Genomic DNA, 13,237 nt, shown 5'->3' with positions numbered 1-13,237 from the left:
CGCGCCTCATGGAGGCCTGCTGGTGATTGTCTTTGACGAGTCGGACTCGGACAACACCCACGGGGGCGGGAATGTGCCGTGGATCGTCGTCGGGCCCGACGTGAAGCGCGGTTATGTCTCCAATACTTTTTATCAGCACCCCAGTACCCTGAGGTTCCTGTCCGAGGCCCTTGGGCTGACCACATTTCCCGGTACTGCCGCTACTGCCCCCGACATGCAGGAGTTCATTTCCAACTCCAGCCCGGCAGACAGTGCCGACCTCTCCCAGTAGATACTGCCACCGACGACCATATGCATCAGAGCGGGCTGCTCACCTATGCCTTTCCAGTCTGGAAACTGAGCATCTGACTCCCATCATGGATGAGGCGTGTCCATCAAAAGAATCCTCTTGCCCACAGGACCTCGGGCAGAGTAGAGTGCTGGGCGTTGGGCGCACCGAACCGGAAGGCCGACGCCGCCTCGCTCATTTCTTTCAGGAGGCCAGAACCCAACGCCTCTATAGCACGCGCCGTCCCCGCTCTCTGCCAATCTGAAAAATCTCCGGAGAACTGTTATGAAATCTCCCCTCCGTGTAGTTAACGGGAAGCGTGCCCTCTCTATCGGGATCGTTAGCTTCATGTTTGCGGTCGGTTTATTGTGCCTAATTCTGGCCGCAGCTACCATGTCTGCGTATGCGCAGGCGTCCGACGTTGTTACCAGCGCGTCAACCAGCACGTCTTCACCTGCAGACTGGACGCAATTCCTCAGAGATAACATGCAGCGCTGGAACCCGTATGAGACGGTGCTTGGCGTCAACAACGTTGGCGGTCTGCAGCTGAAGTGGAAGAACCCCATAGGCATCTATATCCAGAACATTATGTCCGCTCCCGCCGTGGTAAACGGGGTAGTATATATCGGCTCCGATGACCACAATGTATATGCGCTGAACGCCAGCACCGGCGCCAAGCTGTGGAGCTTTGCCACCGGAAACGAGGTGGATTCCTCGCCCGCCGTGGCGAATGGGGTCGTCTATGTCGGCTCCCAAGACGACAATGTATATGCGCTGAACGCCAGCACCGGCGACAAGCTGTGGAGCTTCGCCACCGGAGGTTCTGTGTTCTCTTCTTCTCCCACGGTCGCGAATGGGGTTGTTTATATCGGCTCGGTGGACAACAATGTGTACGCGCTGGACGCCAGCACCGGCGACAAGCTGTGGAGCTATACCACCGGAGGCGCTGTGCTCTCCACGCCCGCCGTGGCGAATGGAGTGGTCTATGTCGGCTCGGTGGACAACACCGTGTATGGGAGAGTGTATGCATTGAACGCTGACACCGGCGCAAAACTGTGGAGCTTTGCCACCGGCAACCTAGTGCGTTCCTCGCCTGCCGTGGCGAATGGGGTGGTGTACATTCAGTCCGATGACGGCAACGCATATGCGCTGAATGCCAGCACCGGTGCCAAGCTGTGGAGCTATACCACCGGACTCGGCGTTGTGCAGTCTTCGCCCGCAGTGGCAAATGGGGTGGTGTATGTCGGCGCCAGCGGCGGCACGGTGTATGCGCTGAACGCCACAACCGGCGCATTCCTATGGAAATTTGTCACCCTAAGTGACTTGTTCTCTTCCTCGCCCGCAGTAGCAAACGGGGTGGTTTATGTTGGTTCGGAGAACGGCATCGTATATGCGCTGAACGCCACCACTGGTGTCAAGCTATGGAGCTATCCGACCGGTGGCCTCGGAATCTTTTCCTCGCCCACAGTTGTGGATGGGGTGCTTTACATCCGTGGTGGACATGGGAGCTCTACTTATGCCTTCTCGCTGGGGAGTGCCGACCTCTTCCTGCGCGTGCAGCCATCTGAGACGACTGTCCATCAAGGTGACTTGCTCACCTATGCCTTCCCGGTATGGAACCTCGGGCCAGATAACGCATTTCACGAAGTGCTGAACACACAAGTCCCCGCAGGAACGACCTTCGACTACATACGCATCTCCGGCACGCCCGGACTAGGCACATGCACGCATCCGCCATATCAGGGAACAGGGCAGATCGTTTGCCATCAAAACGCCAGCATGGCTCCGAACACCACATGGACAGTGCGCCTGACAGTGAGGGTGACATCACCAGCGGGTACTGTGATCACAGAAAATGCGGCTACCATAGCGGAGACGCCCGATCCTAACCTGGCCAATAATATGGCGGCGGTGAGCCTGACGGTGCAGTGAAGTGAAGGCGTAAATTAATCCCTGCTAAATCGCAGAATCAGATGCCCCATCATGGGATCCCTCTTATCTGTGTGCCTCTGAGGAGTCGAATGCTCAGCTTTGGGCTTGGCGAATCGAACGATGATCGGATTGCTGTCCGCGGCTAGGTAGGTCGACATAGGTTAATTTTCATATCTCAAGGCAACAAAAAAACGCGCCCGAAGGCGCGTTTTTTTCAATTTTGTTTCTCTAGTGGAAGGGGATGGCCGCCGCGGGTTTCCGGTCGTTCAATTTCTCATTGCAGATATGCGCGGCCTCCAACGCTCGAACCTCCGCTATTGTCTTGGCCGAACCGAGAACCTGAAAACAATGGTGGCAGATCGTTAATTTTGCGCGAGCGATGTGGGTCCGCGCAGGGAGCAATTTCTGCGGAACCGCATGGGTGGTGGTGACAGTGGAAATCATGGCTCACACTCCAGTATTTTGAGGGTGGACTGGAAGCATTTACCCCGCCTGATGACTGACAGGTCAAGTACTCGACAAACGAGCCTGGGGATTACGCCAGTGTTACTTTTGCTTTCTTTGTCTATAAAAGATGCCCGGTCAGGCGTACCGGGTTGTGTGTATGAGTGTAGTTTTTGCCTATTTCCCGAAAAGGTCAACAAGTTTTTCCACAATCTTGGCTAAATTTTCCACAGATTAGCAATGAAAACGGTTTCGGCGGTAAATGGCGCATGCTTTCCTAATCCGTATCTGAAACTCTCCCGATAACTATCTCTGGGAGACCCTCCACTATGCCCGTCCTGCCAGAAAAGCATTCCAGCATCCTGCTGGTCGACTCAGATCCTGACTCAGCCTCCACTCTCAGTGCGCTGATTTCGTCCTGGAATTATCACGTCGAGGTGCTGGCCGATGGCGCTGCCGCATTCAGGCGGCTCAACGGCGCAAATCCCCCGGCAATGGCCATTGTGAACTATGAATTACCCTCCATGAAGGGGTTTGAGGTTATCGCGGAAACGCGCCGCCGATCGCGCCGGCAGGCCACGTGGCTGATGCTGATGAGCGCCGCCGCCGACCTGGAAAAGATCGAAATGGCCCATAAAGCCGGTGTTGACGATTTCCTGCTCAAACCGGTCAACGAAACCGACCTCCTCATTCGCCTCCGCACAGCTGAACGTGTTCAGCACCTCTACCACGAGCTACAGGAGCAGACGCAAGCCGTCCGATTTCATTCCGCGCACGACAGCCTCACCGGACTTCTCAACCGCGAATCCACGATGCGCCTGCTCTTTCAGGAGACTGACCGCGCTCAGCGTACGCGCACATCTCTGACACTCATGCTCATCGACCTCGACAAATTCTCCGAAATCAACATCGAATTCGGCTACGAAACCGGAGATGTTGTCCTGCGCGAATTCGCTCAGCGGCTGCGTCGCTACCTGCGCAGCTACGATATTCTTGGGCGCTACGGCGAGGACGAGTTTCTCATTGGCCTGCCTGGTTGCGCGACCCATCAGGCCACAGCAATGGCCGAGCGCCTGCAAAACACAGTGCTTGCCAAGTCTTACCACGTCCACCGTGATGTGTTGAGCGCCACCGCGAGCATCGGACTTAGCACCAGCCAAGGGCGCTCACCCCTTATCATCCTGCGCGAGGCGGAATGTGCTCTGCGCAATGCCAAACTCGCCGGACGTAACTGCGTCCGCGCCTTCGCCCAGCCAACCGAGCCCATGCTGGAAATCGCTGAACTTAAACTATCCGACACCGTCCCGCCATTCTAAGTGATCGAATGACCTTGTTCCAGGCCACTTTTAAGCTTCCAGAGTCTTCTGTCTCCTGGGTCGCTGTTCCCATCGCTCTGTATTCACTCCCTTCCCAAGCAGCCATGCAGTCAGTGATCCCTCACCAAGGAGGCCAAGGAGCATCGTCCAAGGCGAAAGGCGATTTGCGAGCTGTGGAGACAAGAAGGTCAGCCAGCCCAGACCCGCCAGCACCATAAGGATGCCCACGACTCGAGGCAGGAAGTTTGATTTGAGAATGAGGTAGCCAATCAGAAGGCAGTAGAAACCGAAGAATACCAGGCTGTTGATGTGCAGTGGGGCAAAGTGAAATGCTTGCAAAGCTCCGAGTGTGCAGCCTGCAAGGCTAAAAAATGCGGCGATCAGGGAAACATTCCTGTCTACCGGCTTAAATATCTGATACAGAATCAGCGTGACCACAACGTAACATGCCGTAGCAGCGAGATTGAAGGCATCGCCCACAGCCCTGGAGCGGATAAACACAGCTAACATTCCCGTCAGAATCGTCAGCAGATAAAAAAACCCGGCAATCCGGGCTTTGAGATGTGGCGACTCAGTCATCTTCTTTTTTCTCCTGTAGGATTTCCCATCTGAGCGCTGTTCTCGGCACAAATCGAAGAAGTGCTATGAACTGTTCCTGGCTATGGAGCCTGTTCCTGTTGAGAGAAAGCCCAGCGGCGTTATGACCCCACATACGATAGCCGGAGCACAGGAGTTCCCTGCCTGAGAACTCAAACCGCCGATTATTGAAGACAAAGAAGGCGAAGGGAAAATGGCAGGGGGAGGGTTAGTCTCCGTCGTCATCTTCTTTGCGCGAGCTGTGCGGATGGAGCACCATCCACGGAACCGGCTTGTTCCCCATCGCATCCCGCCAGAGGATGACGTTCAGCTTCCAGGGGTCGGCTCGGTCTTCGTGGCTGAAGTCCATTTTCGATGACTCCTTCGCGCCGGGAGCTTTCGGGTTGTTGGCTGTATAAATTAGGCCGTTGTCGCGGTTTGTGTAGTCGGCGTCAAACGCAGCCTGGTCGCCTGCTCCGGTGAAGAGCGGGGCAATCAGCGGAGCGAAGGCATCGTTGTTGTTCATCGGCGGAATGCCGAGAAGGTCTTCCATCGTTCGCAAGAAGCTGACCGTGGTATAGAAGGTTGAATCGACCGTCGGCTTCGCTTCGCGAGGCGAGTATTTGCTGATGACCAGCGCGATGCTGCGGTGCGCATCTACATGGTCCGCGCCGTCCTGGGCGTCGTCTTCAAGGATGAAGAAGGCTGTGTCGTCCCAGTAGCGGCTGTGCGAGACGGCTTCGACTGCGCGGCCCACAGCGAGATCGTTGTCTGAAACTGAAGCTTTCGGTGTCGGCGATCCCGGCCTGGTTCCCGCAGTGTGGTCATTCGGCAGCCGCAGCATTACGAACGCCGGCATGTCGCCGTCCGCGACCCACTTGCGGAAGTGTGTCAGGAACTCCTCGACGCGAAGCTGGTCGGGGAACATGAGATTGAAGTCGGGATACTGCGGATCGAAATGGCCCTCCAGTTCCGGCTTGGTGGCTACATTTTTGTAGATGAGAGGAATTGCCCACGGATATTTGCTTGTGCCACCGCCATAATTGGCCGGAATCGGATCGCCCTTGTGGATGGCCGCGACTTTGCAGTGTTCCGGAGCCGGCTCCGGCGTTCCCTCAAGCGGCGAACTGGCCCTGGGTGCTTCGTCAATCTCATCACAGAACTGTGTCGAGATATATTCGCCGAAGTGATAGAGCGACTTGCCGTGGCGCGCGAGGTTGGTCCAAATATAACTGCTCGATGGCTCGTTCACGTCGGGAATGCCTTCGAGCAGCGGATATCCCTGCTCGACCACGCCCTCGAAATCGTAGACGCGGGCACTACCGCGATACGCCTGCTGCCATGTCTTCTCGGTGTAGTCGCTGGTAATGGCCGCGTTCGACCAGACGTGGCCGTCGCCTGAGACTTCACCCGAGTCATAGAAGTTGTCGAGCACGCCGAATTGCAGCGCCAGCTTATGCAGGTTGGGAGTGATGTCGCGTCCGTACATCGTCAATGACGAATCGCCGTTGCCGGCGCCGAGGTCGCCGAAGATCTGGTCGTAGGTGCGATTCTCCTTGATGATGTAGATGACATGACGGATTGGATTTGTGCCGGCCTTGAACTGAAGATGCTGCTGAGCTGCCTGCATCATGTTGCTGGCAACAACTTCAGATGTAAGTTGCGGCAGCTCACGCTCAGCCGCACTCATATCGACCGTCGCCAGTGAGCCGTGAAGCAGAGTGGCAATGTAGGTATGCGGACGATGCAGCCGCCGCGACTGGTTTGGCGAAGGATTCGCAGGTTGCGGCTGCGGATCCACATTCGAGCCGGTTCCTTTGCCTTTACCAGCGGCGATATAAAGCTGGTTTCCTTTCGCGGCCAGGGCCGTCGGCAACCACTCGGTCGGAATGAAGCCGCTGGCTTCGACCGCCGTATTCGGCTTCAGACCGAGTGTCGAGAAAACGGCAACCGCATCGGAGCCCGAGTTCGCCGCGTACAGGGTTCCATCATCAGGTGAAAGCGCAACTGCGTCGGGCATCGCGCCAAAGTAGTGCTGGCCAGGTAGTTGTGTGCTAAACATCCCGGCAAGCTGCATGTGCTCGCCGTTGAGATGAACAGCTGCAACAGCATCACGATTAGCCAACGCAACATAGAGCATCCTGCCGTCATGGCTCAGCGCAAATGCAGTCGGATGTGACCCTGGCGCAGTGGCAACATCAGGCGGAAGCAGCGGCAGAGTTTGAACAACTTTGCCGGATTCAAGATCGAGTTCAGCGACTGCAGAGCCGTTCCACAATGCAACGAAGGCGCGGCGGTTGTCACTACTGGCGATGACTGCTATCGGATACTGAGACGGAACGACAGGATGCTTTGCCAGATCAAAACGCAGAACTGCTTTGCCTGATGCGGCATCGACCAGCAGCACGTCGTCGGAGAACTCATCGGCGACAAGGATCTGCTCTGCCCCTGTCTTGCTCTTAACGATCGCAAGTCCAGCAGGAGCGGGAATCGCCATGGCACTCGGAACCGGCTTGCCAATCTTGTTCTGCGTGCGTCCCGGAGCAAGCTGTTGCAGCGGCATGGAAATGAGCCGCTCCGGCGCAAGCGTGCTGCCAGTGAATCTATAGACCGCGATAGCATTGCCCGTATGCGCTGCGCCATCGCCTTCCGGCTCTTGCAGCGAGTCAATGCTGGCATATACATGCGAGCCGTCAGCGCTGAACGCGACACCGTTGTAAAGTGTCTGCGTCGCGCCAATATCGGTGCGGGCATCGGGAAAATCGGCGAGCTTACCGGTTTCGGTGTCGAGCACTGCAATCGACTGCTCATAATTCGACTCGACCGTGCTGTATCCCGCGTTGACGATGGCCAGGTAACGATGGTCGGGCGACCATGCCATCGCCATCGGGAGACTGTTCAAGCGCTGAGGCGAGCCGGGAACGGGCGGGGTGATCTGCTTGCTCGTGGCGAGCCGAATTGCCTGGGCATCACCGGCAGATTGCAGAACCAACGACACGGCAAGTAAGGAGAGCGCAATCAGGGAACAGTTCATATTCGACAGCAGCAAATTATCACGGCGACATTACAAAAGTCTTACAAGCCCTCTTCCACCACACTGATACGGTCTAAATAGACCGTATTTTCACTACAAAGGAACTACTCTCCCGCATGCCCGTCGAGCTTCTTGAAGACCTGCTGGAAGAACCCTCCGCCGCTGAAACCACCGCGCCGCCCAAACGTTATTCCCCAAAACCGGACCTGCCGACGCTGGGACGCGCCGCGCAGGGTGGCAAGACAAGCTGGATCACAGCCGTCTTTATGGTCGCTTTCCATGTGGGCGCGATTGCGGCGCTCTTCTTCTTCTCATGGAAGGCCCTAGTTGCAGCCGCGATTTTGTATGTCTTGGCTATCAATATGGGCATCGGCATGGGCTACCATCGGTTGTTAACGCACCGGGGCTATAAGACACCGAAATGGGTCGAATATTTTCTGGCCGTCTGCGGAACCATGTCACTCGAAGGCGGTCCGATCTTCTGGGTGGGGACGCATCGCGTGCATCATCAGCTTTCCGACAAGACCGGCGACCCGCATACTCCCACTGAAGGCGGTTGGTGGGCGCACCTGGGCTGGATTCTGAGCGGGGAATCGCTGCACGCGCAGACAGTAATGCTGGCGCGGTACGCTCCCGATCTCACGAAAGACCGCTTCCACGTCTGGTTGAGCAAGTATCATTGGGTCCCGCTCACCATCAGCGGATTTGCCCTGCTTGCGATGGGCGGATGGACATGGGTGCTGTGGGGCGTTTTCTTCCGCGTCACGCTTGGTTTGCATGCGACCTGGCTTGTGAATTCAGCGACCCACATGTGGGGATCGCGCCGCTTCGCCACGCGCGATGAGTCGCGCAACAACTGGTGGGTGGCCCTGCTGACTGGCGGCGAGGGCTGGCACAACAACCACCATGCTCACCCCGTATCGGCTCGGCATGGCTTGAAGTGGTATGAGTTCGACCCGAATTATTACGGCATCTGGCTGCTGAAGAAGTTTGGCCTGGCGCGTGACATTAAGGTCGCTCAGTACGATCCGCACAATCCCCGGCCTGCCGGCGCGGCTTAAAATAGAGCCGAATCAAAAGATTCGCCCGCTCACGATAGACTGAGCGGGCGTTTCCATTTGCTCCATGAGAATTACGCGACGCAGATCGGCCAAGGTTTTCTTCATCACATTGGGCGCATGCCTGGTGGGCGTCGCGCTGATACTTGGTGTTGGCTGGATTGTGCTGAACTGGCGGCGCGCCTGGCCGATGGTTGTCGGGATTCCTTTCTTCCTTCTGCTGATTGCCGGCCTGGTGCTGAATACAATTTTCCTCGTCCGAGAAGTGCGCCGCAACGAGCGACACGACAGCTTTCTGAACGCGGTCACGCACGAGTTGAAGACGCCGATTACCTCGATCCGGCTGTATCTTGAAACACTCCAGCGCCGTACATTGAGCGAAGAGCAGCGGCAGCAGTTCTATGACATTATGCTGGCCGACAGTGAACGGCTTCTGGCAACTGTAGAACAAGTGCTGAAGGCGGGCGAAGTTGGACAACGCGCGCGCAACCAGATACAAGCCGAAGTGGATATGCATGCGCTGGTGCAGGAGTGCATTGAGACGACGCAACTGCGGCATCATCTGGCTCCGGAGTCGATCAGATTTGAGAGCGGCGACGCTTCCCTGCTGGTTCGCGGCAACCCCGACGATCTGAGGACGGCGGTCGAAAACATTCTCGGTAACGCCGTGAAGTATTCACCGAATGGGCTTCATGCTGTTGTCCGGTTGGCGCTGGAAGGCGACGCATGGATTGTGTTGAGTGTCAGCGATGAAGGCATCGGCATTGCTACGGCACACCTGAAACGCATCTTTAAACGCTTCTACCGCGTGCCGCACCGCAATGTGCTTAAGACCAAAGGCACCGGTCTTGGACTGTTCCTTGTCCGTTCCATTGCCCGGCAACACGGCGGAGACGCCACTGCGCAGAGCGCCGGAGAGGGCAAGGGCACAACCATCCGCCTGCAATTACCGCGCCTGCTGGAAGCAGTGAGGCGCCCGCAGACGAACTGAGGAGCCATGCCACAGAAGACAGCCCGCATCCTGGTGGTTGAAGACGAAACGCATCTTGCGCAGGGCCTTCTTTTTAATCTTCAGGCGGAAGGGTTCGAGGTGCAGATTGCGAGCGACGGCGAAACTGCGCTTGCCGCATTGACCAGCAATGGAGTGAAGTTCGACGCGGTCCTGCTCGATGTCATGCTGCCGGGCAAAGACGGTTTCGCCGTGGTGAGTGAACTGCGGGTGAAGCAAAACTATGTTCCGGTGCTGATGCTCACAGCGCGGGGCCGCCCAGAAGATGTGCTGCAGGGATTCGCCGCCGGGGCTGACGATTATCTGCCTAAGCCATTCGATCTTTCCATCCTGATTGCGCGATTGAACGGCCTGCTACGGAGGATGGCATGGCATACTCCCCCTGCATCGACTGAACCATCTCTGGATTTACCGCGCTTCGAGTTTGCCGGCCGCTGCATTGATTTTGAAGCACTTGAATTAACGGCTCCGGGAAAACATATTCATCTCACGCTGATGGAAGCGGATTTTCTACGCTATCTGGTGCGCAACCAGGGCCGCATCATTTCGCGCAAGGAGCTTCTGGAGCAGGTATGGCGCGTGCGTGAGGATACGGACACGCGCGCGATTGACAACTTCGTTGTCCGTCTACGCCGCTATATCGAAGATGAGCCTGTCAATCCGGTCCATCTAAAAACGGTGCGCGGTGTTGGCTACCGCTTTCTGCCGGAAGGAGAATAAGGGAAAAGAATCTTCAAGGCTATTCCGTGCATATAATAGGGGTAGAGGGTATATCTATGAGGGAGATTGTGCTGAGAATTGAAGGCATGCACTGCGGGGCATGCGTGCGCCGCGTGGAGCAGGCTTTACAGCAGGTTGGAGGAGTAGAGGTGGAGGAAGTGCGCGTAGGCGCGGCTCGTATAAAAGTTGCAGACACAGCAGCTACGGGGCCAGCGCTGCTTGGCGCTGTCGCGAAGGCCGGCTACTCGGCGCATCTGGAGCAATAAATGGCTGACGATTCAAAAACCGTGGTCATGCCGGTCACAGGTATGAGCTGTGCTGCCTGCCAGGTGCATGTGGAACGCGCATTGCGCGACACGCCCGGCGTCAGCGACGCGCAGGTCAATCTGCTGAGCCATCGTGCTCGGGTGACATATGATCCTGCCGTCGCAAAACCGGAGCAGCTTATCGGCGCAGTGCGCGATGCGGGGTATGAAGCCTCCATGCTGGCGGAAGACTTTGAACATCACGTCCTTGATGAGGCAGGCAACGAAGGGACGCTGAAAATCCGTGCTTTTGCCACGGTGTTTGGCGGTGCGCTGGCGATGCTCCTGTCCATGCCGCTTATGGGTAGTCATGGAAATAGGCTTGATCGCGCGTTTATGCGTGTGCTGCCGTGGCTTTTTCAGGTTCCGCATATCGCGCTTGAGTACACGCTGCTGGCGATGAGTCTTGCCGGGATGTTCTGGGCTGGCTGGCCGATTTATCGCGGCGCGTTCAAAGCGGCGCTGCATGGCGCGAGCAACATGAACACGCTGGTTTCGCTGGGCACACTCGCGGCGTTTTTCTATTCAGCGGCAGCAACAGTTGCTCCTCAATTATTTGTGCGCCACGGACTGCCGCCGGAGGTGTACTACGAGGCGGTGCTGCTCATTCTCGGCTTTCTGCTGTTAGGAAAGTGGCTTGAAGCTCGGGCAAAGCACAGAACTCTCGATGCGCTGGAAGCTTTTGCGAAAATGCAGCCGAAGACAGCCCGTCTTCTTAAAGATGGCCAGGAAGTCGAAGTGCCGCTCGCGTCAGTCACGTCGGGCGATGTTCTCGTTATTCGCCCTGGAGAGCGCATTCCCGTCGATGGCGTTGTCATGGTTGGGGTAAGCAGCGTGGATGAGTCGCTGATTACAGGCGAGTCTGTTCCTGTACCGCGAAAGAAGGGGGAGAGGCTTATCGGCGGCTCGTTGAATTACGACGGGGCTATCACTTATCGCGCGACTTCTGTGGGAGCCGAGAGCGTGCTGGGCCAGATGCTCCGCCTCATGGAAGAGGCGCAAAGTTCGAAAGCTCCGATGCAGCAACTGGCCGACCACATCAGTGGCGTTTTCGTACCAGTAGTGCTGGCGCTGGCGCTGGTTACGTTTGTGTTATGGGCGTGGCTTGATCCTGCTGGTGGCATCAGCCGCGCTTTCGCGGTTGCTGTGACGGTGCTTGTCATTGCCTGTCCTTGTGCAATGGGCCTTGCCGTGCCTGCCGCTCTCACGGTCGCCATAGGGCACGGCGCCCGGATGGGAATACTCTTCAAAGGCGGCGAAAGTGTCGAGCGGCTGGCGCATATCGATACAGTCGTTCTGGACAAGACGGGAACGCTGACTATCGGCAAGCCGCAAATCACGGCAGTCTATCCGGCGGATGGATGGACAGACCGCGAAGTGCTCGCCGCTGCCGCATCGCTCGAACAGCAATCGGAACACCCGCTGGCCCATGCGGCGATCATGAAGGCGCAGGCTGAGGGGATACAGCTTTCGGCAGTAAGTGACTTGCGGGTACTTCCCGGTAAGGGTGTTACCGGCATCATTGATGGCCGCACCGTCGCCGCCGGAAATGCTTCTCTGCTGCAGGAACTCGGCGTAAACATCGCCATCTCGCCAAGTGGTTCCCTCGCAACTTTGCTGCATGTTGCGGTTGACGGTGTTTATCGCGGGCGGCTGGAAGCGCAGGATGTGCTGCGGTCCGGCGCGAGAGAGGTAATCGCCAAGTTACACGCGCTTGGCATGAAGACTGTGATGCTGACCGGCGACAATGCCCAGTCAGCAAATTACATTGCAAGCGCGGCTGGAATCGAGGAGGTAAGAGCTGGATTGCTTCCGGATGCGAAGCTGGCTGTCATTCGCGAACTTCAGGCTGGTGGCAGCAAGGTCGCCATGGTTGGCGATGGCATCAATGACGCGGCTGCGCTGGCACAGGCGGATGCAGGGCTCGCCATCGGAACGGGCACAGACCTGGCGCGCGAAGCCGGAGATGCGATTCTATTGCGCGGCGAACCTCAGCAGATTGGGGACGCCATCGTGCTGGCGCGGCAGACCGTGCGCGTTATGCGACAGAACCTGGGGTGGGCGCTGGGTTACAACGTGCTTGGGATTCCTATCGCAGCGGGAGTGCTCTATCCCTTGCTGGGCATTCTCCTAAGCCCTGTTATCGCCAGTGCCGCCATGGCCCTGAGCTCGGTAAGTGTTCTAAGCAACAGCCTGAGACTGCGGAGTTTTGAAGCATGAGCAGTAAACGAATAGGCGGCAAAGTAGCTTCAACGAACTGCGCCTGTGGAAATGAACGCAAGGCCACAGGCGTAGATCCTGAGATCAAGGCCACGACGCTGCGCCGTCTTGCGCGTATCGCTGGGCAAATTCGCGGCCTCGAAAAAATGGTCGAACAGGAACGCTACTGCGCCGATATTCTGCTGCAGATATCTTCAGTTCAAGAGGCACTTCGCGGCACAAGCCGCCACCTGATGCGCAACCACCTGAAACATTGCGCCACTGACGCGATCAAAAGTGGGCCAGAGACGGTGGAAGCGATGTATGACGAGCTGCTTGATCTCGTGTACCGGCATTCGCGCTAGGGCCTAGTAAA

At 57.2% G+C, this 13,237-nt stretch carries 11 protein-coding genes; 9 read left to right on the top strand and 2 right to left on the bottom strand.

Annotated elements, in window-relative coordinates; genetic code table 11:
• The 3 genes from VEV40_RS01765 to VEV40_RS01755 form a co-directional block, all read left to right on the top strand.
• The coding region (locus VEV40_RS01765; RefSeq protein ID WP_324829703.1) for an alkaline phosphatase family protein at positions 1-271 on the top strand (271 nt) is incomplete at its 5' end.
• Positions 272-553: 282 nt separating this feature from the next.
• Complete coding sequence (locus VEV40_RS01760) at positions 554-2,200, top strand: PQQ-binding-like beta-propeller repeat protein (protein WP_324829702.1); 1,647 nt, start codon at positions 554-556, stop codon at positions 2,198-2,200.
• A gap of 773 nt (positions 2,201-2,973) precedes the next feature.
• Positions 2,974-3,960, top strand: a complete 987-nt coding sequence (locus VEV40_RS01755) for a diguanylate cyclase (protein ID WP_324829701.1) — start codon at positions 2,974-2,976, stop codon at positions 3,958-3,960.
• A 30-nt stretch (positions 3,961-3,990) separates the two neighbouring features.
• Here VEV40_RS01755 and VEV40_RS01750 read toward each other — a convergent pair whose 3' ends face one another.
• Together VEV40_RS01750 and VEV40_RS01745 are read right to left on the bottom strand one after the other, a co-directional pair.
• Entirely contained in the window at positions 3,991-4,539 is a 549-nt protein-coding gene (locus VEV40_RS01750) for a DUF4386 domain-containing protein (protein WP_324829700.1), read from the bottom strand.
• A 226-nt stretch (positions 4,540-4,765) separates the two neighbouring features.
• A complete protein-coding gene (locus tag VEV40_RS01745; RefSeq protein ID WP_324829699.1) occupies positions 4,766-7,570 on the bottom strand; it encodes a beta-propeller fold lactonase family protein in 2,805 nt (934 codons plus the stop codon).
• Between the two features lie 116 nt (positions 7,571-7,686).
• On the opposite strand from VEV40_RS01745, the gene VEV40_RS01740 reads away from it, so the two are divergent.
• From VEV40_RS01740 to VEV40_RS01715, 6 genes are all read left to right on the top strand, one after another.
• Positions 7,687-8,631, top strand: coding sequence for an acyl-CoA desaturase (locus tag VEV40_RS01740; protein ID WP_324829698.1), 945 nt, complete (start codon positions 7,687-7,689; stop codon positions 8,629-8,631).
• 64 nt (positions 8,632-8,695) lie between these two features.
• Entirely contained in the window at positions 8,696-9,619 is a 924-nt protein-coding gene (locus VEV40_RS01735) for a HAMP domain-containing sensor histidine kinase (RefSeq protein WP_324829696.1), read from the top strand.
• 6 nt (positions 9,620-9,625) lie between these two features.
• Positions 9,626-10,357, top strand: coding sequence for a response regulator transcription factor (locus VEV40_RS01730; RefSeq protein WP_324829695.1), 732 nt, complete (start codon positions 9,626-9,628; stop codon positions 10,355-10,357).
• Positions 10,358-10,425: 68 nt separating this feature from the next.
• Positions 10,426-10,623, top strand: coding sequence for a heavy metal-associated domain-containing protein (locus VEV40_RS01725; protein ID WP_324829693.1), 198 nt, complete (start codon positions 10,426-10,428; stop codon positions 10,621-10,623).
• Complete coding sequence (locus VEV40_RS01720) at positions 10,624-12,882, top strand: heavy metal translocating P-type ATPase (RefSeq protein ID WP_324829690.1); 2,259 nt, start codon at positions 10,624-10,626, stop codon at positions 12,880-12,882.
• Positions 12,879-13,226, top strand: a complete 348-nt coding sequence (locus VEV40_RS01715) for a metal-sensitive transcriptional regulator (protein ID WP_324829689.1) — start codon at positions 12,879-12,881, stop codon at positions 13,224-13,226. The genes VEV40_RS01720 and VEV40_RS01715 overlap by 4 nt, the downstream gene beginning before the upstream one ends.
• Positions 13,227-13,237 lie beyond the last annotated feature (11 nt).

The organism is Alloacidobacterium sp. (assembly GCF_035631355.1).
GTDB lineage: Bacteria > Acidobacteriota > Terriglobia > Terriglobales > Acidobacteriaceae > Alloacidobacterium.
Note: the sequence above shows the minus strand (reverse complement) of the source record. Positions and strands in the feature narration are given on the sequence as shown.